Annotated in this window: 22 protein-coding genes; all 22 read right to left on the bottom strand. The window is 37.8% G+C overall.

What is annotated here, in order from left to right; all coding sequences use genetic code 11:
• Positions 1–47 precede the first annotated feature (47 nt).
• Positions 48–476 (bottom strand): helix-turn-helix domain-containing protein, encoded by a 429-nt coding sequence (locus AC1DXF_RS17950; RefSeq protein ID WP_477450102.1) that lies wholly within the window; start codon positions 474–476, stop codon positions 48–50.
• A gap of 315 nt (positions 477–791) precedes the next feature.
• Positions 792–1,172 (bottom strand): response regulator, encoded by a 381-nt coding sequence (locus AC1DXF_RS17945; RefSeq protein WP_477450101.1) that lies wholly within the window; start codon positions 1,170–1,172, stop codon positions 792–794.
• A 65-nt stretch (positions 1,173–1,237) separates the two neighbouring features.
• A complete protein-coding gene (locus AC1DXF_RS17940; RefSeq protein WP_477450100.1) occupies positions 1,238–2,716 on the bottom strand; it encodes a PAS domain-containing protein in 1,479 nt (492 codons plus the stop codon).
• Between the two features lie 152 nt (positions 2,717–2,868).
• A complete protein-coding gene (locus AC1DXF_RS17935) occupies positions 2,869–4,749 on the bottom strand; it encodes a polysaccharide biosynthesis protein (RefSeq protein ID WP_477450099.1) in 1,881 nt (626 codons plus the stop codon).
• A 113-nt stretch (positions 4,750–4,862) separates the two neighbouring features.
• Positions 4,863–5,900, bottom strand: coding sequence for a GNAT family N-acetyltransferase (locus AC1DXF_RS17930; protein ID WP_477450098.1), 1,038 nt, complete (start codon positions 5,898–5,900; stop codon positions 4,863–4,865).
• A 25-nt stretch (positions 5,901–5,925) separates the two neighbouring features.
• On the bottom strand, positions 5,926–6,432 hold the full coding sequence (locus AC1DXF_RS17925) for a GNAT family N-acetyltransferase (RefSeq protein WP_477450097.1): 507 nt from the start codon (positions 6,430–6,432) through the stop codon (positions 5,926–5,928).
• Complete coding sequence (locus tag AC1DXF_RS17920) at positions 6,429–7,400, bottom strand: hypothetical protein (RefSeq protein ID WP_477450096.1); 972 nt, start codon at positions 7,398–7,400, stop codon at positions 6,429–6,431. The genes AC1DXF_RS17925 and AC1DXF_RS17920 overlap by 4 nt, the downstream gene beginning before the upstream one ends.
• 31 nt (positions 7,401–7,431) lie before the next feature.
• Positions 7,432–8,235, bottom strand: coding sequence for a phytanoyl-CoA dioxygenase family protein (locus tag AC1DXF_RS17915; protein ID WP_477450095.1), 804 nt, complete (start codon positions 8,233–8,235; stop codon positions 7,432–7,434).
• A gap of 23 nt (positions 8,236–8,258) precedes the next feature.
• Positions 8,259–9,404, bottom strand: coding sequence for a glycosyltransferase family 4 protein (locus tag AC1DXF_RS17910; RefSeq protein ID WP_477450094.1), 1,146 nt, complete (start codon positions 9,402–9,404; stop codon positions 8,259–8,261).
• Between the two features lie 185 nt (positions 9,405–9,589).
• Positions 9,590–11,026 (bottom strand): pectate lyase family protein, encoded by a 1,437-nt coding sequence (locus AC1DXF_RS17905; RefSeq protein WP_477450093.1) that lies wholly within the window; start codon positions 11,024–11,026, stop codon positions 9,590–9,592.
• 205 nt (positions 11,027–11,231) lie between these two features.
• Positions 11,232–12,314 carry an NAD-dependent epimerase gene (locus tag AC1DXF_RS17900; protein WP_477450092.1) on the bottom strand — a complete coding sequence of 361 codons (1,083 nt, stop codon included), beginning with the start codon at positions 12,312–12,314 and terminating at the stop codon, positions 11,232–11,234.
• A 229-nt stretch (positions 12,315–12,543) separates the two neighbouring features.
• Entirely contained in the window at positions 12,544–13,008 is a 465-nt protein-coding gene (locus AC1DXF_RS17895) for a hypothetical protein (protein WP_477450091.1), read from the bottom strand.
• Between the two features lie 172 nt (positions 13,009–13,180).
• On the bottom strand, positions 13,181–14,143 hold the full coding sequence (locus tag AC1DXF_RS17890) for a glycosyltransferase (protein ID WP_477450090.1): 963 nt from the start codon (positions 14,141–14,143) through the stop codon (positions 13,181–13,183).
• Positions 14,144–14,256: 113 nt separating this feature from the next.
• Positions 14,257–15,165 (bottom strand): glucosamine inositolphosphorylceramide transferase family protein, encoded by a 909-nt coding sequence (locus AC1DXF_RS17885; RefSeq protein ID WP_477450089.1) that lies wholly within the window; start codon positions 15,163–15,165, stop codon positions 14,257–14,259.
• Positions 15,162–15,893 carry a hypothetical protein gene (locus tag AC1DXF_RS17880; RefSeq protein WP_477450088.1) on the bottom strand — a complete coding sequence of 244 codons (732 nt, stop codon included), beginning with the start codon at positions 15,891–15,893 and terminating at the stop codon, positions 15,162–15,164. Before AC1DXF_RS17880 ends, AC1DXF_RS17885 begins: the two co-directional genes overlap by 4 nt.
• A 6-nt stretch (positions 15,894–15,899) precedes the next feature.
• Entirely contained in the window at positions 15,900–17,750 is a 1,851-nt protein-coding gene (gene asnB / locus AC1DXF_RS17875) for an asparagine synthase (glutamine-hydrolyzing) (protein WP_477450087.1), read from the bottom strand.
• Positions 17,751–17,782: 32 nt separating this feature from the next.
• Entirely contained in the window at positions 17,783–18,844 is a 1,062-nt protein-coding gene (locus AC1DXF_RS17870) for a glycosyltransferase (protein WP_477450086.1), read from the bottom strand.
• A gap of 33 nt (positions 18,845–18,877) precedes the next feature.
• Entirely contained in the window at positions 18,878–19,762 is an 885-nt protein-coding gene (locus tag AC1DXF_RS17865; RefSeq protein ID WP_477450085.1) for an O-antigen ligase family protein, read from the bottom strand.
• A 340-nt stretch (positions 19,763–20,102) separates the two neighbouring features.
• The gene (locus AC1DXF_RS17860) at positions 20,103–20,696 is read right to left on the bottom strand and encodes a sugar transferase (RefSeq protein ID WP_477450084.1); all 594 of its coding nucleotides are present in this window, start codon (positions 20,694–20,696) and stop codon (positions 20,103–20,105) included.
• A 1-nt stretch (position 20,697) separates the two neighbouring features.
• Complete coding sequence (locus AC1DXF_RS17855; protein ID WP_477450083.1) at positions 20,698–21,951, bottom strand: DegT/DnrJ/EryC1/StrS family aminotransferase; 1,254 nt, start codon at positions 21,949–21,951, stop codon at positions 20,698–20,700.
• A 55-nt stretch (positions 21,952–22,006) separates the two neighbouring features.
• The gene (locus AC1DXF_RS17850) at positions 22,007–22,768 is read right to left on the bottom strand and encodes a DUF2334 domain-containing protein (RefSeq protein ID WP_477450082.1); all 762 of its coding nucleotides are present in this window, start codon (positions 22,766–22,768) and stop codon (positions 22,007–22,009) included.
• A gap of 51 nt (positions 22,769–22,819) precedes the next feature.
• The gene (locus tag AC1DXF_RS17845; protein ID WP_477450081.1) at positions 22,820–23,962 is read right to left on the bottom strand and encodes a glycosyltransferase; all 1,143 of its coding nucleotides are present in this window, start codon (positions 23,960–23,962) and stop codon (positions 22,820–22,822) included.
• Positions 23,963–23,986: the final 24 nt, after the last annotated feature.

Raw genomic sequence — 23,986 nt, 5'->3', positions numbered from 1 at the left:
ATTTGAAAGTAGTTTTTTATTTCATAATAACGCGCTTAATTTAACCTTCAATTTTTCCCCTCGTGACTCAATACCTCGTTAAATTTTTCAAGTAATTTAATGTACTTATCCATCCAATAATAAGTAGCATCGCGCGGCTGTTCTTTACCGATAAGGCGCTCAAAACCACTATCTACATTTATAGAATTAATTTTGTTGGCAAATGCGTCTGGAAACTCCTTTGAAAAATCATGATCTATCACAAAGCCTATCTGACAAATAATATCTAAACTTAATTTTTTTGTTTCAAACCAGTTATAGAGCGTACGTCGGCTAACATTTAACTTCCGTGCAATTTCACTAATTCCCATATGATCTCTCCTCACAATACGCTCAACTATTTGTCCATAGTGCAAATCATTGCACGCTGCCGCTTCAACTGTGGTGCCGCCATTGTCGAAGTAGCCATTTACCGAGTAGTCTTTAGTGCTGATCATAAAATACATTGTTTAGGTGAAAAATTATGTTGTAAGAATTTTATACATCAATAATTTATTGAACGTAAATAGTGTAGCACTTGGGGCGAATGCTATTTGACCTTTTTTTAAATAATTTAGGTTTAAATTGTAAATGTTGGTTACTCTTTACAATTGTTATTATTTAATTAAAGTTAGAGACATTAAAACAATAAACCAACCTTTTAAAGTCCAATTAATAACTACAAAAGGTCTGAAAAAGAGGACATTAACTTAAAGTTACGAGCAATTGCATGAATTTCATAATAAGCAATCATCGTTACTTCCTGGTTGAAATCACTCAATTTTTATGCCAAATCCGGAGAAACGGGTTGTTATAAAACTTATTAAATCACGATCATTGCCGACCCGGAAGGTGCAGTTTTTTACATTAATTATTCTAAAATGATGCTCAGCGTCTCCTGATTTTGCCGTAAATTGAATAAATGGAATTTTGTTTGTGTACAAATAGTTAAACATTGTTTTGTAAACATCAAACCCATTCATACCTGGCATAATGATTTCGCATATAACCAAATCAGGCAAATACTCATCCAGATAACTAACCGCGCTAAAGCCGTCACTGGCCTCTAAAATTGTATATCCTTCAACCGAAAGAAGATCAGCGATATTTTTTCTGGTCACATCATTATCCTCAATGAGCAAAATATTGTTCATAAACAATCTGGTTTTGATAATAAAAAAATGCTGTGCCGGCTTTTGGGGAAATTGGCGGCGTTATTTTAGAATGTTATATCTATAAAAATGCCTGATAGTTTCTCGCACTTGCCATCTTTAAACTCGGGATAACCAGCTGTTTTTACCTTCAGAACATTCCCTTTTGCCGTAATCATTTCAAAATCGCCACCAAAAGGTTTTGCATTAGCCATGGCACTTTTTAAGCCCATGACTGCCCTGTCACGATTCTCGCCTTCCTTATAAAAGCTAAAGGCCGTCTCAATATCCGGTATAAAGTCGGCCGGTACCTCAAGCATTTCTTTTAATACCTTGCTCCAAACTGTTGTATTCTTCTTAAAATTTCGGCTCCAGGCTCCTATACGGGCTATCTTTTGTGTTTTACTAAGTATTTCTAAAACTTCTTCATTTTCATTATCGTTGATAAATTTAAAAGGCACGTAATTTTGTGTCATAATCATAAACCCGCCCACTTGTTTCATGTCATCATACCATGGCCTGATATCCCAATGCATCCATGATATGGATCCATCCTTCTTTTCAACAATGCCGTCATCAAAATAAACCTCGCCCTTAAGGCAGGTGGGTAGCAAGTCCTGAAACTGAGACGGAAATTCAGGCAACAGTTCATATAGATTGCTCCCGGCGATCTCTTTATCTTCCAAGTCGTAATCTTCAACCCATTTTAGCGACGCAGCTATAAAATGCATATCAATATCAAACATTGCAATGGCTATTGGAGCCTGTTCAATAAAAGCTTTGTAATTTATAGCGTTGGGGCTAATCGAAGGGTGATTGGAGGATTTTTCTTTTAGATAATTTTGGTAACATTTTGAAAAGTTTGAGGGATTTGAAAAATTCAGCAAAGATGCCATTTGCGACTTATTATACCTCTTTTCGGCAATATATCGTTCGGCAAACTCCATTTGGAGCCTACGATAATAAGAAAAAATAGTATCGTTGTATTTTTCTTTAAAATCCCGTTTTAGTTTTGATTCTGATATAAAATGTTTTTTTGCGAGTGCCGTTACACTTGGAAACCCTGTAAAAATCCACGATCTCAGGGTTTGAATAACCTCATCAAGATTATGATCTGTTGAATTCAGAAAGACTTTTTTCTGAGTTAAATTTTCATTATCAACTATTTTCTTTTCCATTTGGTTTAACATTATAACCTCTACAAAAAAGCCATCAACTTTCCCTTCTATGAAATTTGGTGTATAGGTGGCATGCGTGTTGACAATTTGCCCGCTACTGTTTTGCAATAACCGTTCAAAAATTTGAACATGCCCATTTAAAGCGCCGTTTATATACTTAAGATTTGTTTGATAAAGTATTGGGCCCAATAATTCCCACAAATACATTTTGTTGATCATTTCATCTGGTTTAACGCCAAACCAGTTTTTATAGGCATCGTTTGCAAACCTGCAAACAAGATTTTTATCCCAATAAGCCAGCATCGCGGTGCTGTGGTTTATTATTCCGGTAACAATTTCAATCAGCGTTGAATTAATTGGAAGCGACATGGGGGTACAAGAACGTTAAATTTGATAATTTTCAAAAAAGGCAATTCATAGAAAAAAAATGATTTACAGTTTTTTAAAATTGCAAATAAGAAATTAATTAATTATCATAAAATGATATAAAAAAATAAAAATATGATATAAATCATGTTTTTTTATAGTTTTTGCATTTCAAGACCATTTGGTGTCCGGGCATCTAACTTTTCGTATTGCGAATTATTACTAATAAAATCAGGCAAAATGTTTTTCATTTTGGCTACCGTTAAATCAATATCCCTGTATATATTAAGTTCAAGTAGTTCCCTAACAACTTTATTAATGTCGACATATTTAACAGGGATGGTTTTTGAAATTTTTATATCCTTGTTGTACGTTGGTATCACTTCTTCTTCTATGTTTAGCAGCTCCTCATACAGCTTTTCGCCCGGCCTCAACCCGGTAAAAACAATTTTTATGTCTTCGCCGGGTACCAAGCCCACTAATTTTATCATGTTGGCAGCCAGGTCGGCAATTTTAACAGGAAGTCCCATGTCAAATAAAAATATTTCGCCGCCGTTGCCCATTACCGCAGCTTCAATCACAAGTTGCACAGCTTCTGGTATGGTCATAAAATATCGCGTAATTTCCGGATGGGTTACGGTAACGGGGCCGCCTTTTTCAATTTGTGCTTTAAACCGGGGTATTACCGATCCGTTTGATCCCATTACGTTGCCAAAACGGGTTGTAATAAATTTAGTTTGATTTAGCACACCGTTACATAAATCGCCACAAAAAAAACGACTGCCAAATGTTTTGCTGTTTAGCGATTGAATATACATTTCGGCAATGCGTTTTGATGCGCCCATAACATTCGTTGGCCTTACCGCTTTATCAGTAGAAATCATTACAAATTTTTCTACCCCAAACTGAATTGATATATCAGCTAAATTTTTAGTGCCTCCTATATTCGTCAGCACCGCTTCTGTTGGGTTATTTTCCATCATGGGCACATGTTTGTATGCGGCTGCATGGAAAACAATTTGCGGCCTATACAGTTCAAACAGGCTTTTAATTCGGCTTTCGTTTTGGATATTGGCAATAAAAATACGGGCTTTGCAAGCATGTATCCCCTCTTCAATTTCCAATTGAATTTCGTGCAATGGGGTTTCGGCCTGGTCACATAACACTACTAATTCAGGCTCATATCCCAAAATTTGCCGTACCAATTCAGATCCGATTGACCCTGCGGCGCCTGTTACCAAAACTCTTTTACCTTGTATATCATCAAGAATATGTTTGCTGCAAAGTTTAATTGGCTTACGTTCAAGCAGATCTTCAATTTTCAGATCTTTAAACTGCTTTAAATTAGGCTGGCCGTTTATCCATTCATTTGATGGCGGAACCGTAATTACCTTGATACCAAGTTCGACACATTTTGCTATAGCGGTTCTTTTACCTTCTTCTTGTATATCTTCAGACGTTATGAGCATTTTTTTGATGCTGTATTTATTATGTAGCCTGGTAATAGCATTTGTAGGATAAACACGTTTTTGCTCAATGCTTTTATAAACTTTATCCGCACCTGTATCAATAAAGCCTTGAACATTTATCATAAAACCCCGCTGGGTTTCCAAAGTGTTTTTTATCAAGATAGAAGATGTACCCGAACCATATATCAAAACGTTTTCTTTCTCTATTTTGTAGCCCGGTTCATTAAAGTATTTAAAAACATCTTTAATAACAATACGCATGGCCATCAGCAGCGACGAGGAGATAAAAAAGTTAATAAGCAACACATCTCCTAAACCTTGTAAATCTATTTTAAGATAAGTTGCAAACACCAAATGATAAATTATCATGAAAGCAATTGTACTTACAAAAACAGCTGCAAGAACGCGCAACATGTCCCGCGTGTTTGAATGCCTTATAATACGGGTATGTACCCGCATAATTAAGAAGATCAATATGGCGTTACTGCAATAAAATGCAATGTAGTAAAGATTGCTCTCTTCCGGACCGAGTTTGCCTTTTACCGAAAACGACAAGCATAATGACATAAGGACAATAACAAGATCGGTTAATAGCACTAACCACCTTGAATGAAATTTGTCCTGAAATATTAAATTTCTGAGGTATAGCATATTGGATAGTTGTTTAGGTAAACAAAAATTTATGAATAGCGATAAAGCGGAAAAAAATCTATTTCGGCATTATTAATAATTCCTTTTTTGGCAACTAAATTTTGATATATAGCGGGGTTAGCAATATAACGCCAGGTATTGAATTCAAAATGTAAATTCGAAAATGCAGATTTCCATTCAAAAAGATTATCGTGCTTATAGCCAAGGCCACCACCTAAATTATAGTATCTCATCCCCTCTCGCCGGCCAATGAGCGTAATTTCGTCCACCAGAAATTTAGTGGGGCTTTTATGCAGATATTCGGCCCGTGTACCAACCAAATGAGCCTGGATTATATCGTTAGTAAAGGTTATTATTGTACTCGACATTACAGTGTCTCCGTCATAAACCATTAGTACCCGCGCATCATATTCATTCGTATTACATATACTGGCAAAATATTGATCATTAAATAAATAAGAATCGGCCGCCCCTACCCTTTTCATGCTCTCATTATAAATGTTGGTAAAAATTGCCAAAGCATCTGCCCCCTTTTCTTCGGCCACCCTGTACCCTTTTTTCCAGGCATGTTTAATGGAATCCATGGTGCTTTGCCTGTAATCCTTTCGCTGATCGTCAATACTTTTAAGCAAATCAATCACAACTGTTTTTCCATTCGAATGTACACCACCAAATTTATTAAGCAACTTTTGCTGTTTGTAAAAGGGATGCATACGAATGAATATTGAAATGTAATTACCGTCAACAAGAAAAGAAATAAATGCATCCTTAAAACTTTCAATAAAACTATCTTCAAGGCTTTCCATCTTTTTGTTCGAAACCGGGCCCGAGAAGCCGTAAACGCACGTAAGATCAAAAAACTCCGTCTCGGGTATTTTGCGTTCAAGTAAAGGAAATACGATATAGTCATCATCCTTTTGATAAACAAATAAAAGCGGCCGGGAATTATTTTCAAGAGAATTTTCGAGGTTATGATAATGCCAGGTATGATAAAAATCATACTCGGCAGCGCCCCGGATATAGTTTGTCCATTCCTGCCTGTCGAAGATGGTAAGTACTTTTGTCATAATTAATAGGTGCTTTTGTTTTACGCTAACTTTTACAGTTTTGTGCAGCTATGAACTTACTTTTGGTAATACTCATACAGATCAGGTCATTTTGTTTACCGGTAATTTCAAAACCGGCCTTTTCGTATACTGCTATGGCCGAAATATTTGAGGGATGAACTTTAAGATAAATAAGATCCAATTCTTTTATCAGGAAGCCATAATTTAAAATTTTCGCAGTGGCCTGGTAACCAATACCCTTACCCCAGTAAAGCTTATTACCGATAAAAAGATGCAGTTCTGCATCATGAGCTGTTATATCTAACAGTTGAATGTTACCTACATAGGTATTAAGTTCTTTAACGCAAATTGCAAACCTTGCCTGATTTTCTTTCACTAACTCGCCCTGCAGCCAGGCGGTTTCAATAACCGCAGTAATGTAATTGACCGGTTTGTAGCCCGTGTAAATCCAAATTAACGGATCGTTACGCCATGCGTACGAAACCAGTGCATCTTCTACAACCAATGGCCGTATGTATATTGATATTGTCATAAAAAAAGGCGTAAGGTGTTTAACATATAATACATATCCTGTAAATTATAGCGCTGATCTATTGGCAACGGAACTAAACAACGGGCAAGGTAATTTTCGTACATGCCTTTTTTTGTCCATTTAAAAACGTTTGGCCAGTAAGTAGCAACATATATTTTTTTTTGGATTAAATGCACCTTTAAATACTTGTCGTTACACAAAAACGGATAAACCATGGGTGCACAATCCTCCGGTATTTCAAACTTAAACAGGTTATATTCATGCAGATGTTTATGTAAAAAATGGAAATTTCGCTCCCTTGTCTTCGCGCAGGCATCATAATCAATACCCGAAAGTATTTTCTTTGTAACTGCAGACATTGACCTTATTTCATTGTTTTCCAAATTCTTATTGTTTTCTTTGTAAGCTTCATAACCTTCTTCAATACCGCAATCTATACTCTTAATAAGGTGCGAAAACCGGTGGACGGATTTATCAACAGGTAGTTTTTTTACCAGCTTTCTTTTAATTTGCAAATAAGCGCCGTCCGAAACGCCGAAAAATTTGCGGCACGAATAAAAGGTATCTATTTTGGGCAATGGCTCCGAAAAAAAAGCCTGCGAATTATCAATTATCAGGTTGCCAATTTTGTAGCTTAATTCCGTAACTGTTTCTTGCTTTAAACCGAAGTAGTTTGTGTACAAAAAGCAGGCGTCATGTTCGATATCAAAATCAATTATCGGATCAAGATTCTTGTCAATTGAATAAAATTGGTATTTGACACCTAATTTCTCGATGGGTTCAAGCAAAACATCGCACGTAAAATATGGGATATATATTTTAACATATCCTTTTTGCCTTAAAATATATTCAAGGGCATTCCGTCCGGTGTTTAAATGAATCAGATTTGGATAAAATTCATTTCCCACCGGCAATTCCAGCTCTAAATATCCACCGATGGATTTTAAAGCGGTTCTATTATTTTGCATAGCCGTAAATTAGTTGCGATTTAAAGGGCTGTTAGCCCTGATCCCTTTGATACATTCTTAAGTGAGGGGGTTGATAGTACTCTTCCAGGCTTTCGGGTACCCGGGCATTGTACCCTATTACCTGGCGTAAGCCAGGATTAAGCTGAGCAACAAAATCATAACCCAATAATCTTGGGTAATCCATTTGCTGTTTAAAACACGGCCGGGTAAATCCTAAAGTTAATGCCCGCCTTACATCAGTTGTGGTATTTTCGCCTGCCGCATGCCAGATATTTGAATCAAATAATATTATGCTGCCTTTAGGTGCAATAGCCCTGTCTGCAGCATCAAAAAAATAGTTTTCATTAGGCCGCAACGCCGATTTGTGCGAACCTGAAAGGAAATGCGTAGCGCCATTGGCTTCGGTAAAATCATCCAGGGTAACAATCATTTGCATCAATAACTTAGTATCGGTAACAAAGGTTCGTGTATCGCGGTGCATGTTGCTCAGGTAAGGGTGCGCTTGCTTTGCGTGTATAACTGCGTTAATCCCGTTTAATATGTAGTTGCCTCCTAAAAAATGTGCTATTTCATCGTCACAGTACATTTTTTGAAGAAAAGGAATGCTAAAATTATTTCTTTCCAATAAGTGATGCAGCGTACCCTGCATATTGGCGCTGATGTTATTTTTCTCCTGGATAGCTCTTCTAACTTTATACGCTACCTCCAGATCGGCATTTATTACATCCAAAAAATCGTTGCCAATGGCATTTTCATACACTACCCAGCCGTATTCGCGCATAGATTCTGGAAAAGTGCTAAACTCCTTCTCGCTATACCTAAATCTGTTTTTCATATCCTGTAATCCGTTTTATGTTATTAAGCTTGTTTTAGCCGCATAATTTCCATCATACAGGCATTAATGAGTTTCACATCAAATTTTTCTTTTGCCAGGGTCAATCCGTGCAATCCATGATCAACAATATCCGTGGGATGCTGGATATAATGGTAAATTTTAAAAATAAGTTCAGAAACATTTTTAATAGGCACCAAAAAACCGTTTGAAGCAGAGCCAGAGATAACGGTTTCACGGCAACCAACTGAATCGCAGGTGATAATTGCCCGCCCGGTGGCCATAGCCTCCAGCAAGCAACGAGGAATACCCTCGCCATAATATGATGGAAGAACCACTACGGACGATTCTGAAATATAAGGCCTTACGTCATCAACTTCACCAATATATTCTACGGTATCACCGTATTGAATTTTAAATAAAAGGTCGGCGCTAATTGAATCAATATTTTCATCACGCGAGCCTATAAGCTTAAATTTCACTTCGGGATACTTTAAACGGGTTACGCGGGCTGCTTCATAATATTCATAAATACCCTTTGCATTTATAAGCCTCGAAATCATTAAGAAACTAATCGTCCTGGTATTTGGCACAGAGCAGCGGTAATGGCCCAAATCAACCCCTGAACCGTTAACTACAAAAGCCTGGTGTTTAGATGTTAATATTTTTTTATTGAGTAGTGTTTGATAATCGTCCTTGTTTTGAAAAATGATCCTTAATGATGGGCTTGCCCTTAAGCTAAACTTGAGCATTTTTTGCGCCATCCGGCTTACCAGCGATTTTTGACTGCCCGGTACAAAACTATACCCAAGGCCCGACAGCATTGGTGTTATTAGCTTTACATGGTTTAGTTTAGCCGCTAAAGTGCCATAAATAACTGGTTTTACAGTATAAGGAAAAAAAATATCCGGTTGTAAACGTTTTATCAGTTTGTAAAGCGCTATAGTGTATTTTATATCTTCGATGACTGAAACGGTACTACCTTTTAGCTTATTCTCGTATATACCCACATTAAGCACCTTGAGTTTCTTACGCATAACCGGCGATAAAGCTGGTGTAAAAACATATACCTGATGCTGTTTAGCTAAATCTTCGATGAGTTTCCCCCTAAAATCGATTAATGATTTAGCCGAATCACAGGCTATCAGTATTTTTTGCCCGGTAACTATCATAAAATGGCGTGATGTGGTTTAGATTGGAGTTAATGTTAGCCTGTAAAACAAGCGTATTTTTTTAAGAGTAAAGTTTTAAAACATATGGTTTAATGATTAAAAAAAGTAACATCCAATATGCTTAAATAATGTCCGGATCACAAAAACCGTAATCCGGACATTTTATAATTGGATTAAAAAAAATATTAGTTAGTAAGTATTGCGCCAGCTCCTTTTTGAACTATGGCAGGCACGTTTGCCGCAGCATCAAGCACTGTGCTGTAACTGTACTCGGGTACCCATGTAGATAGTGCCGTTGTTATATTGTTTGCACCACAATTTGAATAGATATTGGTACTCACCCCACTAAAGAATCCCGGAGGGTCGCCGGCAAGGTTTGTACTTATTGGTTTATGGCAACCAGAGAAGTATTCGTTATCTGTGCGAATAATTCCGTTAGCTCTTGCACCCAAACTGTAGCTACTATTATTCAAGTGATAATTATTGAATACATGCACGCGGCCATAGTTCATATCGGGTTCCCGTTCGCTAACATTATACCAAAAATTGTGGTGCAGTGTAACATGCAAATGACCAATATCTGATTCATGTCCGGCAATGCCACCGCTTATCAGGAATGATAAATTTGTATCATGAAACCGGCTCCAGGAAACTGTAACAAAATCTGAGGCTCTTGTTATTGCTATGTCTTTACCCCAATAATCCCAGCCATGGCTTCGATCTGTAGAAAAGTCGCAATGATCAACCCAAACATGGGTAGTTGAAAATTTGATCATCAAAGCGGCATCCGTCACATAATTTTTAAACGTTATGTTTTGAACAATTATGTTGTTAACAGTAAACATGTACAACGATATACCTGTTATTGTTGCTCCGGGCTGGCCAATGATCGATTTATTGGATGATACGTATACAGGGTCATCACCAGAGCCTGCAATTGTGCCGCTTATGTAAACAATTTTAGGAGTACTGCCAGATAGTGCTGTCTTCAAACCGGCCAGTGTAGATACCGTTACGGTAGCTCCTCCGGCACCGCCTGTTGTTGTACCGTTATACATAGCATAACCCATTAATGCCGAGGTTACGCCTGTTTTAGTTGCTGAACCGGCTGTGGTAGTGGTTGTTGTAGCTGGGGTAGTTGTTGTTGTTGTTGTACCGCTTACAGATCCGTCAAAAGTATAGGTATACTTTCGCCCATTTGTTGCCGGGTTTGTGTTATCAGAGGCCGAAAAGTACAAATCGGTGCCCCAATGGCTAAAACGCCCTTTACCAAGGTTGCGTATATCTGCGTGTAAAGAATGCGGCGGGCTCAACTCAACGCCATTTTCAAATAACCTTAAGGTCGACGCCGTAGGTGCCGTATTTGAATCACCAGATTTACTTAATGGAGATGTCGTCTTATAAGCATATCCCCCGTCCGACTTTATAGCGGTTAAATTTACGGTGAAACTTGTTCCGGTAGTTGCCGTGGTCGCAAATGAAGTCGAACTTGTTGTTAACTGGTTTTGTGGCAAATTATCAGGACTATCCTGACTTCGTTTGCAACTGCCAAAAAAAATAATTGTGCTTAATACCAAGCTGAATACAGCCACTTTGTGAAAGAGTTTTTGTGTTTTTTTCATGCGTTTTTAATTTTGGCTTTTCAAACGAGACGGTGTTTGAAAAATTACGATTAAAAATTACCCGCGATGAATAGACTGAGTTAATTAAAAGTACAAAAAGTGGCTTTAATACAACCTGGGGCTATAAAAAAGTGTGAAATTTTATTGTAAAGAAACTTTACAAATTGCACACTTCATGACATTAAAATGACAAAATTATTTTTTTTCAGGACAATATCGCTGATTGATCGCTAACTTCAACCTCGTAAAACTGTTTATACCAGGCAATAAATCGGGCGACACCAACAGAAACGGAAACCTGGGGTTTATATTTTAAAACTTCATCCAAATTTGAAACATCGGCACAAGTTTCGCCCACGTCGCCGTCCTGCATCGGCTTTAAAATCTTTACAGCCTTAATGCCAATTTGATTTTCAATCTCACTTACAAAATCAAGTAATCTAACAGGTGCCCCCCGGCCTATGTTGAAAACCCTGAATGGAGCGTTTGACGTGGCAGGATCAGGATGATAGGCATCCCAATCGGGGTTTACTTCGGCCGGCCCGTCAACTACGTGGGTAATGCCCTCAACAATGTCATCAATGTAGGTAAAATCACGCTTCATGTTACCGTTGTTAAAAACCTCAATTGGTCTGCCTTCCAATATAGCCTTGGTGAAAATAAACAATGCCATATCGGGCCTTCCCCATGGGCCATATACCGTAAAAAAACGCAATCCGGTTGTTTTTAAACCAAACAGGTGGCTATAAGTGTGTGCCATCATTTCGTTTGCCTTTTTTGATGCAGCATATAACGACACGGGGTGATCGGCGATATCGTGTTCACTGAATGGCATTTTTTTATTTAACCCATACACGCTCGACGAGCTTGCGTAAACCAAATGTCCAATTTTAAAATGCCTGCAACATTCCAGGATATTAAGAAACCCTTTAATATTTGAATCGATATAAACCTCGGGGTTTGTTAAGCTATAACGAACACCAGCCTGGGCCGCAAGGTTACATACCGCATCAAATTCGCCAATTTTAAAAGTATTTTCCAATAGTTCCCGATCCAATAAGTCGGCTTTAATAAACGTATAATTTGGATATTTTGAGCTTTTAATTGGTTTACCGTACCCGATGTTTGCTGTGTAAATACCGGTATTCTCAAGCCGGGCGTATTTAAGTTTTACATCATAATAATCGTTTAAATTATCTACACCAACTACGGTATCCCCTCTTTCGAGCATTTTTTGAGCCAAATGATAGCCAATAAAACCAGCTGTGCCAGTAATTAAAATTTTCATGAGTATGAGTTTTAGTTTTAGAAGAATGCTTGCTATTAAACCAGATGCCTGGCTGAATTCATGGCCAATAGATTTTCCGACAGGCGTCGGTTCAGGCCGTCATTTTACTGGTTTGTATTGTGTTGCTACTGTAACCCAATAAAATGTGTTTTGAGGAAGGTGCTTAGTTGCATGTTTACACAATGCTTTTTAGCACCTGAGAATAACTTACAGTTTAAAACCGGCCAGCTTAATTCATCTTATAGCTATATTTTCTGCCGTTGTTGAGTGGGTTGGAGTTATCTGAAGTTGAGAAATATAGTATATCGCCCCAGTGACTAAACTGTCCAAGCCCATACACCCTGATAGAGTTGTGGTTGGAATGGGCAGGAGATAATTCGATGCCATTTTCAAAAAGGCGCAGCGTTGAAAAATTGGGTTTATCATTTGAATCGCCTATTACCGGAAGATGGTAGCCAATTTTATAAGCATACCCCGAGTCGACTCTCAGACCTATTAAACTTATTGCTATTAAAGTTTTGTCTGTTGCCGTTGTATCCTTTACGTTATCCGAGGTGTCCTTAACATATCTGATAGTATCGTGTAAAATAGTCGGCGTTATAGCTGCTTTATTACAACTACTAAATAGTGTACTACCTATTGCCAATGCAAACGGAATTAATACTTTCGAAAAAGCTTTGATTTTTGATTTCATGATCGTTCAATTAAGTTAATTGTTATAGCTGCCTTATTGCAACTACTAAATGATTTATTACCTTTTGCCACAGCAAACAGGATTAGTACTTTCGAAAAAGATTTGATTTTAGTTTCATAATCGTTCAATTAAGGTGAATACTTGTTACTACTGGAAGTGATAAATTGAAAATCTATCTTACAACGGACTTCATTATGGAATGGATAAAAACCTGGGGGCTTCTGCCATCTAAATAATGTTGAATTTGTTCACGGCAATGGGCTGTTGAATTCAATGCTGTTCTGATTGCATTTGTGAGATCTCCCTCGCTGTTTATATCGGCCTTAAAAACGCCATCGATATCATCAATTCCACCGGCACATTTGGTACACACAACTTTGGGATTCAGGCTCATCATTTGTAATAAAACGTTCGGGAACCCTTCTTTTATTGATGATACAACACATACCCTGGAATGCTTAAAATAAGGCATTGGGTTTTCAACCCAGCCCTTCAGAATTACGCGCCCGGTTAATTCGTGCCTGGCAATTAGTTTTTCGAGAAGACCTTTTTGCGGGCCATCACCAAAAATCAACAATTTTAAATTTGGGAATTCTGCCTTCAAAATATTAAAAGCCGCTATTAATATTAAAAAGCCTTTTTCGGGAATTAACCGCCCTGCCGCACAAATAAACTCAGTTTCGGCATCTGCATCAGTTAGTATGGCGCTTGCCTTAATAATATTTTGCTTGATATCAAGCGGATTGGGCTGAACTATTAACGATTCGGAATTAAAAAACGGAACATTTTTATTAAAGTCGTCGCGCATTTGCTTTGTTTGACAAATAACCAGGTCGACGGCAGGATATCCTAAATAATAGGCCAATTGATAACTCCACTTTTTAAAGCCGCTGAACCTGGTAAAAACAGAAGTACATTCCCTTACAATTACTTTTGATTTTAAAAACCCAATGCGCTTCAAAAAACCCAGGTAGGCATTTAAATACGGATGAGTGCTAACAATTACATGATCCGTTCTGTATAATTTCAACACCTTTATAACACCCAGAAAGCCCCAAATTAAGCCTCTCTTTGTAACATAAGTGGCGTTTAACCCACGAGGGATTTTAAGCCCCCCTTTATCTACTTTTTTCAAAAATATCAATGGAGCTTTACTGGTTGTTGCACACATTAGCAAAATATTTTCTGCCCCATTAGCCTGATCTGACATGGATAGAAAGACCAACTTGTACATGCCCTGCTCCATCATTAAAATTTGAGGTTTCTTATTTTTCCGATAATTTTTTTTAACGGGCCTAAAGCACTGAATACTTTTCGTTTTCCGTCAATAACTATTAAGTCGCCAGCAAAGTTTACGGTATGTAATCCTTTATCATACGGCGGCTGCGGTAGTAATTCAAATACCGTTTGATATTGAAAATCTGTCTCGCTTATATTGGTTATCTCATTTATCATCACTGATCCGCCATAACATTTTTCAGGATTTTGGCTGGGCATATAAAGCTTTTGGCCTACTATAAACAATCTGCCCGCCGACCGGCTAACGTTGACGGCAACATTTATAGGATTTAGGCTATGTGGCTTAAAAGAAGAATCCAGGCTATCTGCATGAAAAATGTAAAGTTTTCCAGGCATGCCCGATATACTGCTAAATAGCCAATATTTATTTTTGAAGTGAATTATTGAACTATCAACAAAGGCCTCCCCTTCTACCAATAGTTTTATTTTTTTGAACCTACAGGGGTCTTCTACGTCAATCTGGTATAAAGCAATTTGCCTGGCTGTTGCTGTTTCGGGAATGCAATAAAGTTGATCCTGAACTGCAAACAGGTGAGGATATGACAGATGTATAGCTTCTTTCATAATGCCTTTGACTTTTTTTTTGCTTTTAAAAAGCATATCGTCCGTCATCATTATTTCGCCTTTGCCCTTCCAAAAATTCAGTTCTTCATAATAAAGATGCGTTCGGCCATTTAAGTGTATTGCAAAGGGATCCGCCGCATAATCAACTTTATCCTCACGAAGCCATTTAATTTCTCCGTTAAGTTTTTGCGTGCTAATCAAATTTTCGGGTGTCTGGCGTACATAACCAATATTCCATTTATCGTATAAAAATAATTTATCCCAAACCATGCTTATCGTTTCGGTTATTTTCATATTCTTACTATTTTTTTCAAAAATGAGTGAACAACAACCAATATTGGTAAGTAATCGTTTTCACGAACCAAGGTTCCGCCAAAGCTGTCTTTGAATTGATTAATCCTTGCAAGCGACTCATCTGAAGTTTGGTAAGCGTAACCGCCAAGATCATAAGTCTCGAAACCTTGCTGTTTAAAAAAGCACATATCTTTAAAATGCAACAACCTGTTGGCCCTGCCAATAACCGCTCTTGATTGCTTATCTGATTCATTCCTGAAAAGCGATGCAGAGTGTAACAGTCTTATTCTTTTTAATGTATTATCGCGCAAATAGGCGTGCATTACAACATCCTGACCATTATACATCGCCTTAGTAATTACCAGCGCCGACTGATATTTATAAAACTCTTTCGTCAGCTTTTTAAGGTGCTTTGTTTCGGCAAAAGAGTTATAAAATTCTATAAAACGTCTTAAACCTGTCTCCATTACCGTAATAACGCCATCTTTGACTGCTCGCCTTATTTCGTATGTGGTATTCTGATCAAAACCCGCTTCAAAAGTTTCTTTTGAAGCCGTTAAATCAATTATTTTGGTATAAAATGACTCTTTTAAATATCCCGGTATATAGCCGCTATATGAACTTTGTTTATAAGAGTTGCACAAACAATTCCAAAAGTTGGGTTTTTGGGCAAACCATATTACGTTGTACGGTATGACCTTAATTAAGGAACTTTTAATCTGTACCATGAAATATTATTTTTTAAAAACCGGTTGATATTTAAAAGACTTAGAGGCTGTTTGGCTTTTTAACCATTGCGTAAAAACTAATAGTTTCCATATCTGTGGAAACCGATTCCACTTACCATCCATGTGCTGGTTTACCATTGCCAATGCTTTTGGAGCATTAACCCCTGGAATATTTTTGAGCTCATTTAATGTAAGATGATCCATTACATAATCTTTCAACTCGTTTCTAAACCAATATTGTAACGGTAAAGTAAAACCTGATTTTGCCCTGTTAAAAAACTCGGCAGGGACATATTCATATAAAATATCCTTTAAAATCCTTTTTTGACATCCGTACTGAAACTTATATTCATCGGGCAGATTTTGAGCGAAAGCAACCACCCGATGATCCATTAATGGGGCACGCGCTTCAATTGCAAATGCCATTGACGCCCGGTCTACTTTTGTATTAATATCACCATTCAAGTAAGTTTTGGTGTCAAAAGCCGACATTTTTTGTAAAATACTGAGAGGTTTTGACGACCAGATATCCATAAATGGTACTTCCAGTCCTTTCTCAGGCTGATTAAGCCAGGAGTATTCTAAACCTCCAAGCATTAAACCATATAAGGAACTAATTTTTGAGCTGCAAAGTCCTAATGCAATTAACTGGTGACGGTAGTTTGGCGATAAACCTATAATTCGGGCCAACTGCCTTCTCACCGGCAGAGGATAGTTAAATAAATGGTTAACCATATTAAACCATTTATATCGGCTATAGCCCATAAAACTTTCGTCGCCACCATCGCCACTTAAAGCAACGGTAACGTATTTTTTAGTGTATTTACTCAACAATAATGTTGGTATTGCGCTTGAATCTGCAAATGGTTCATCGTAATAATCGCCAAAGTTTTTAATTAACCCAATGCCTTCATTGCTACTGCATTCAATTTCATGGTGATCTGTTTGCAAATAATTAGCGATTTTTTTTGCGAACAGGCTCTCGTCAAAACCCTTTTCGTTAAACTTAATGCAAAAGGTTTTTACCTGTTTACTATGCTGTGCGGCAAGCGCAGTTATTAATGAAGAGTCAATTCCTCCGGAAAGAAAAACGCCAACATTAACATCCGCCTGCATCCTGACCTCTACTGCGCTGGTTAAAAGACTTTTAAGTGACGATTTGGCTTCAAAATAAGAACCTTCATATTTGTTTACAAAATTGAGATCGAGGTCCCAATATTTGCTTACCTTAAATGTACCTGTACCTATCGTGAAGGTAAAAGAGTGTCCGGCCTCCAGCTTTTTTATCTGTTTCCATGCCGACCTGGGTTCTGGTACATAGCCCCATATCATATATTCATTAATGGCCGTTTCGTCCAGGCCAATATTTCTGCCGATACAAATTTGTGATGGTTGACTCCCAAATTCAAAATCGAGCCCCTGGTGGGTATAATAAAACGGCTTTTTACCCAAACGATCCCTTGCCCCAAATAATTTACCAGAAAGCGTATTGTAAATTACAAAGGCAAACATGCCAATAAACTGATAAACGCAGCGCTCGCCGTACTCAAGATAGGCGGCCGCAAGCACTTCGGTATCAGAATTGGTAGAAAATTGATACCCTAAATCCTGTAGCTTGGCCTTTAACTCCTTATAATTATATATTTCGCCATTAAATACAATTTTAATATGCTGGTAACTAAAGGGCTGGTTTGATCTATGGTCCAAATCCACAATTGCAAGCCGGTTGTGCCCCAAAATAACGGGACCAACACGTTCAAAACCCGAATAGTCCGGCCCGCGAAACCCTACCCTTTGTAATTTGGCAACAATTACTTCGTCCGGGTAATAGGCAGTTGCCCCGTAAATTCCACACATATGTAAATGATTAGGTTATAAGGTAAATAAGCTTAGCTTAGCATCAGTGTTTCGTATGATTTACCAATTTTATCTAGGGCAAAGCGATTATATATATCGGCTTTTATCTCCTCATGATGCCAGGTTTGGTTGCAGGCCCGGATAATATGTCTTTTTAAATTCACTACGTCATTTTGTTCAGCAACAAATCCGTTAAAGCCTTCCCTTATCAATTTGCTAATCCCGCCAACACGAAAAGTAACAACAGGAACTCCAACCGAGAGGGACTCAAGTACTACGTTTGGAAATCCCTCTGTAAAAGAGCTCAAAACCAACAAGTCGTTCCTTGCAATTTGTAACGCAACGTTGTTTATTTGGCCGGTAAAAGTTACCCGGTTGCAAAGTTCACCGTGGCAAACAAGAGTTTTCAGCTCGTCCATTAAGGGCCCATCGCCAACTATTGTTAATACATAATTTAGTGGGAGCTCTTTAACAACTTCAAGCAAGCGAAGCAACCCTTTTTCTTTTCTCAACCGGCTTACAACCACCAGGCGCTTTAACCCTGATATGCACCGACCATTTTTGAGCAACTGTGACGGAAAAATCGGGTTATGAATTACGATTAATTTTTTTGCGGGAATGTTATAACATACCGCCATTTCGCGAAGCATCTCTTCCGATTGGCATACGATAAAATCAAACCGAAAAAACAAAAACCTGGTAAAAAAATTATAAAACCGAGCCTTAAAATCATAGTACTGGCGCATTTGAAACGGGTTATTTGAAGCCCTGGCTATTAACTTAGGTACTTTTACAAAGCAAGCCACCATTGCGGTCAAAATGTTTATATGGTCGGTTGTTGAAAAAACAACATCCGGCTTTTCATCTCTTAGCAATTTAAATAGCTTCAAAAATGACTTTGATGCCTTTATAGTATTCAAATTGATAAACCGGATTCCTTTAACATCGGTGGAAAAACATTGATGATGACCGCTCAGGTAAACAACAGATACATCATATTTTTCGTTGTTAAAATACTGTGAAAGCAACCAATAAACGCGTTCGGAACCGCCGGCTCCAAGAGAACCAACTACCAGGAAAATTTTCTTTTTCATAAGGGCCCGTGTTAAAACTTAAGATGATCTTTTTCAGGTAAGTAAGATATCGTTACCTGTATCTGATATGTTGTTGTATTGAAGTATTGCGAAATACAAAAATATAGTTGGCCCATCAACACTTAATAGCCAGCCATTGTGCGATAACGCATTTATTGAAACAGCAAAAAATGAGAAAAATAACGCTAAGTATAAAGGCTGCTTTTTTTTGCGGATACTTTTAATTGCCTGCCAAAAAAGGGAAAGAATACGATAATAAATTGCCCCTAATAACCCAAAGCCTAAAAATGGGCCCAATAAAGTAACAAACATCAAATAAGCGTTGTGCGATGATAAACCAAAAGGGAAAGAAGGATTTCGATAAGTAACCTCGTCCCAGCTTTTTCCATAAAATATTAACCCAAAGGGATAATTTGCAACTATTTTAAGATTTTCTGCTGCCAGGTCGGCACGATTAAAATCATTTGCTTCCTTTGCGTTATTTTTTGATAAGATGTTATTCTTGTCATCAAAATTCCCTTTTAACACGTATGCATAGGCTGCAAAACATATCAGAATGGTACAAGCGAGCAAAAAAACAGCCTTATATCGGTAATAAGCAACTAAGAAAATAACTATTGCTATGCAAAAACTTATAAATGCAGACCTATTCATACCAAGGTAAAGACATACCATACAGAAACACAGCGCAACTAACTTAACAAGTAAACTTTGCTTAAAAGTAAAAGTTGCCACCAAAATCATTGTGGTAAAGGCCGCCACCTGGTACCCAAAAGTAAATTGAGTTATTGACAAGCCTGACGGGCTTTGCTTAATCTGTTCATCAAGCATTGCAATCCTAATGGGATCTATAATTGATGCGTAGTTATGGTCAAGTATCATGACAATCATTGACAACATCAACAGTAAAAAAAACAACGTTACCGATTTGGTAAACCGGCTTCTGCTGGAGCCGACAAAGTAATTAAAATACAGTGCACATATTAAAATTGTAATTAAAGTGGCAAAAAAAGAGCGGTAATCGTTCATCCCCACTACATTGTATAAAAATGATGCTATGGCAAAAAGAAACATCTCTTTTTGGTAAAAAAAACGCATAACAGGCTGGCGTGCAAAAAAAACAAGGGGCAAACCAAATACAATTGGCGCTGGTATTTTCACTGTTTCTGTCATAAACAAACCAAATGCAAGGGCATATAAATAGAAAATGACCAAACAATAAACCAAAAGCTTTTTAAATTCCATAAAAGGTTACAGCTTATTTAAGTAATCTTTTAAGGGTGCTTAAAATAATTCTGATGTCCATCAGGAAATTTCTATTGTCTATGTATTCAAGATTTTGAAATATTTTTGATGGCAAAATGGTGTTTATATAAAGTTTCTCTGGATCTTTGGCAGTAGCCAAAAGCTCATTTTCGTTAAAGTACTTAATAGAAGCCCAATCTGTTAAGCCAGGCTTAACACTAAGTACCCTTAATTGCTGTGCAGTATAAATTGTAACATACTTGCTTACTTCAGGCCTGGGGCCAACAAAACTCATGTGGCCGGCAACAATATTTATTAATTGCGGCAACTCATCCAGTTTATATTTACGAAGCCAAAAACCCACGGGGGTGATCCTAAAATCGGTATATCCAATAGTTAACAGGCCTGCCCTGTCCGAGAACTCATACATGGTTCTGAATTTAAAGAGGTTGAATTCAGAACCATTTTTGCCAATTCTACGCTGAACGTAGAATATGCTTCCTTTTGAGTTAAATTTAACAGCCGCCGCTATAATAACTAACAACGGAGTTAAGGCTATCAATAAAATTGAAGCAAAAATCAAATCGAAAATTCTTTTTAATATCATTTTAAAACTGTGTTACTGAAGAAGTTTTCAGGTATCCAATTTGCTTATTTACTGCATTTGCTACAGTTTCTATTATAAAGTCCACTTCTTCATTAGACAATTGAGGATAAATAGGAAGTGAAATTTCATTTGCATACTGAGCGTAAGCCACGGGGTAATCGGCAATGTTGTAACCTAATGATTTAAACAATGTTAACATTGGTAACGGAATAAAATGAACGTTAACACTTACGCCTTGCCCGGTAATATCTTCAATAATCTGGTCGCGCTGTGATTCAGATATTCCTTTGATCCTTAAAGAGTAGAGGTGATAAGAGGTCTCCCGGTTTCCATCAATGAGTGATGGCGCTATAAACCAATTCATTTCCCTAAAGCTTTTTAAGTATTTTAATGCAACCAGCTTTCTCAAAGGAAGTAGGACGTCTGAATATTTTTTTATTTGGGCCAGGCCGATAGCAGCGCATACATCGGGCATATTTATTTTAAGCCCCTGAAATAAAATATCATACTTCCACCCTCCGCCAGTTGATTTGGTGAAAGCATCTTTAGTTTGCCCATTTAGGGTAAACATTTTCAAATATCTGTACTCCTGTTCGATATTGAACTTTGATGGCAGATTTAAGCATATGGCGCCCCCTTCTGCTGTTGTTATATTTTTAACGGCATGAAATGAGAAAATTGCAACGTCGGCTTCCTTCGAGGCTGCAACTCCGTGTATCGTGGCTCCCAGGGAATGCGCTGCATCGGCAATCAATAATATCCTACCCAGTGCCGCCTGCTTGTCATTTGTTGCCTCAAATAAGTTTACTATTTCGGGCCTGTTAATAATCTGGTTTAAAGCGCCATAGTCACATGGCCAGCCGGCAATATCAACAGCAATAATTGCTTTTGTTTTACTGGTAATGGCTTGCAGAACCGCTTGCGTAGATATGCAACAATCAGCATCAACATCAACCATCACCGGCCTGGCCCCGCAATGCAGCACACATAAAGCAGTTGCGCAGTAGGTGTAAGCGGGTATGATAACTTCGTCTCCCTCTTTTATGCCAAACCATTTCAGCATAAGTATAGCGCCGGATGTCCATGAATTTACACAAACCGCCGCCTTGGCTGTTGTTAAATTAACTATTTCATTTTCAAATTCGACTACCTTAGGGCCGGTAGTTATCCATCTGGAAGCAAGTGTATCAATAACTTCCTTTATAACAGATTGATCAATAAAAGGCGGCGAAAACGGAATTTTTACGGAAGGCATAAAAAGGATATAATAAGTTAATTATTGAAGACAGTTAGATAATATCTGCGCCGTTTCAGGCTGGTATTTTCTCGAGTACTTTTACCAAAAGACCTACGTAACTACGCAAAAGACGTTTGTGTATGTAAAACTTCTCTATTAGATAGTCTGTCCAGGTGTAGTTTACAAACGATAGATCATGAAGTGAAACAAAGTGCCTGTGATGTTTAGCAATAAAATCTTCAAGCTCATAAAAAGCACGATCTGTGCAGGTTTCAGGATGATAATTAAAAGTCCAGGTATTTTCTGTTTTAGGTTCAACTTCTGATAGTTGAACGGGAATCCAGTTAAAGCCAAACCTGATGTACGGTGATTTTAATAACCCATCACTTATCACCCTTATATTGGTATGCCTCTGGAGCGCAACAAGCGTGTTCCTGTCAAATGTATGGGCCGGTGCTACAAACAACGATGCATGGATATTTTCGCGTTTAAATATTGATGCTGCAGCTTTAATTTTTTCCTCCTGTATCGATGACGGCAAACCGGCAAATTCCGATCGCTTATTCATTTTTAGTATTCCCGAGTTTTGATTTACATAGCAGTGATCATACCCGTGCATCCCCATTATATAGCCTTTACTTTGCAACTCCCGCACCAGCCACCAATAGTTAAAGTTATAGTTGCCGTGGCTTGTTAATTTAGGGTCCTGGTTGTCTGGAATTACGGCTATAATGGGCTTGATTTTATACCGGTCAAACAACCTAAAAAAACGCTGCCATTTTTCTAAATTATTTGTCGGACACAAATCGTCCAAACGGATTAAATATTGTAACATATAATTAAGATTTAATTTCGAATGAATAATTTGACGATATCATTTTTAAGGTCAGGGTACAGTAGCAGTATCCTTAGCATGCTTATTGACTAAACTTGCCCACTCACCTAATATTTTTACCGCACTGTTGCTGTCGCAAATGTTTCGTGCTGTTGTTCCTATCCTTTTTTTAAGGTCATCGTCGCTGTTTAAAGACACTATCGCATCTGCCAAAACAATAATCGACTCCTTTTCTATTAAAATGCCATTATCGCCATCTTTGATAATCTCCGAAGGTCCAAAATCGCAGTTTACTGCAATGCAGGGACATCCTAAGCTCATCGCCTCGACCAACGCGTTAGGGTAACCTTCATTCCGGGAAGGCAACACAAACATTTCGGCCTGGCTATAATAATCCTGCAGGTTAGTCTTTGTTCCGGGAAGTATAACTTTTTCCTGTAATCCCAGGCAATGAATCTGATAAAGAAGATTTGCTCTCTCTTCACCTTCTCCTATTATCAATAAATCGGTATCTTCAAGATTGGCAAGACCGAACGCTGCAACCAGTATATCAAAGCCTTTAACAAAGGCTAATCGACCAACGCCCAATATAAATTTCCGAACGTGTACTTTACCGGGAGTCAGGCTATCAAAGGTTGTCACGGCATTCATTATTCTGTTTATATTATCTAAATGTGTAAAACCTTTTGTCGCTAACAGGCAGTCGCCTACTCCCTTTGCGCTAACAACCACCGACGCCGATTTGGTATATATTAATGCGGCAAGTTTTTTATGCAGATAACCAAATTTATTTAAGCTTCGGTTTGGCGATGTTCGCTCGGATACGATATACGGAGTATTGGTAAAATTGCAGGTTATACCAGCCCATATATTGGCCGATGTTATGAATGATACCGTACAAACCGGTTTCTCGGTTCTCAACAATTTAATCAGCACATAAAAAGTCTTTAAAAAGGCGTAAAACCGATATACCAAATTATGCCGCTTTCTGTTCAACACATGAACTACTTTTACGCCTTTGTCAATAGCATAAGCTGGAGTATGCTGATTTAACGAAACGATTACAGACTGAAAATTTAATTTGTTAAAATAATTTGCCAATGATATTAACACCCTTTCGGCCCCCCCGCCCATTAAAGAAGGAATAATAAAAAACAAGCGGGGTTTTACTTGTAATCCGGGTTTTATTTTCATGAAGATTTATTTTTCGCTGATGAG

It is taken from the genome of Mucilaginibacter sp. P2_A5, from assembly GCF_056404995.1.
The sequence above is the reverse complement of the archived record's forward strand: the minus strand, read 5'-3'. Positions and strand labels throughout refer to the sequence as shown.

Bases quoted from the DNA above. Each gene is read 5' to 3' on its own strand.
- AC1DXF_RS17950 (WP_477450102.1), bottom strand. From the start codon at position 476: ATGATCAGCACTAAAGACTACTCGGTAAATGGCTACTTCGACAATGGC.
- AC1DXF_RS17945 (WP_477450101.1), bottom strand. From the start codon at position 1,172: ATGAACAATATTTTGCTCATTGAGGATAATGATGTGACCAGAAAAAAT.
- AC1DXF_RS17940 (WP_477450100.1), bottom strand. From the start codon at position 2,716: ATGTCGCTTCCAATTAATTCAACGCTGATTGAAATTGTTACCGGAATA.
- AC1DXF_RS17935 (WP_477450099.1), bottom strand. From the start codon at position 4,749: ATGTCATTATGCTTGTCGTTTTCGGTAAAAGGCAAACTCGGTCCGGAA.
- AC1DXF_RS17930 (WP_477450098.1), bottom strand. From the start codon at position 5,900: ATGACAAAAGTACTTACCATCTTCGACAGGCAGGAATGGACAAACTAT.
- AC1DXF_RS17925 (WP_477450097.1), bottom strand. From the start codon at position 6,432: ATGACAATATCAATATACATACGGCCATTGGTTGTAGAAGATGCACTG.
- AC1DXF_RS17920 (WP_477450096.1), bottom strand. From the start codon at position 7,400: ATGCAAAATAATAGAACCGCTTTAAAATCCATCGGTGGATATTTAGAG.
- AC1DXF_RS17915 (WP_477450095.1), bottom strand. From the start codon at position 8,235: ATGAAAAACAGATTTAGGTATAGCGAGAAGGAGTTTAGCACTTTTCCA.
- AC1DXF_RS17910 (WP_477450094.1), bottom strand. From the start codon at position 9,404: ATGATAGTTACCGGGCAAAAAATACTGATAGCCTGTGATTCGGCTAAA.
- AC1DXF_RS17905 (WP_477450093.1), bottom strand. From the start codon at position 11,026: ATGAAAAAAACACAAAAACTCTTTCACAAAGTGGCTGTATTCAGCTTG.
- AC1DXF_RS17900 (WP_477450092.1), bottom strand. From the start codon at position 12,314: ATGAAAATTTTAATTACTGGCACAGCTGGTTTTATTGGCTATCATTTG.
- AC1DXF_RS17895 (WP_477450091.1), bottom strand. From the start codon at position 13,008: ATGAAATCAAAAATCAAAGCTTTTTCGAAAGTATTAATTCCGTTTGCA.
- AC1DXF_RS17885 (WP_477450089.1), bottom strand. From the start codon at position 15,165: ATGAAAATAACCGAAACGATAAGCATGGTTTGGGATAAATTATTTTTA.
- AC1DXF_RS17880 (WP_477450088.1), bottom strand. From the start codon at position 15,893: ATGGTACAGATTAAAAGTTCCTTAATTAAGGTCATACCGTACAACGTA.
- asnB (WP_477450087.1), bottom strand. From the start codon at position 17,750: ATGTGTGGAATTTACGGGGCAACTGCCTATTACCCGGACGAAGTAATT.
- AC1DXF_RS17870 (WP_477450086.1), bottom strand. From the start codon at position 18,844: ATGAAAAAGAAAATTTTCCTGGTAGTTGGTTCTCTTGGAGCCGGCGGT.
- AC1DXF_RS17860 (WP_477450084.1), bottom strand. From the start codon at position 20,696: ATGATATTAAAAAGAATTTTCGATTTGATTTTTGCTTCAATTTTATTG.
- AC1DXF_RS17855 (WP_477450083.1), bottom strand. From the start codon at position 21,951: ATGCCTTCCGTAAAAATTCCGTTTTCGCCGCCTTTTATTGATCAATCT.
- AC1DXF_RS17850 (WP_477450082.1), bottom strand. From the start codon at position 22,768: ATGTTACAATATTTAATCCGTTTGGACGATTTGTGTCCGACAAATAAT.
- AC1DXF_RS17845 (WP_477450081.1), bottom strand. From the start codon at position 23,962: ATGAAAATAAAACCCGGATTACAAGTAAAACCCCGCTTGTTTTTTATT.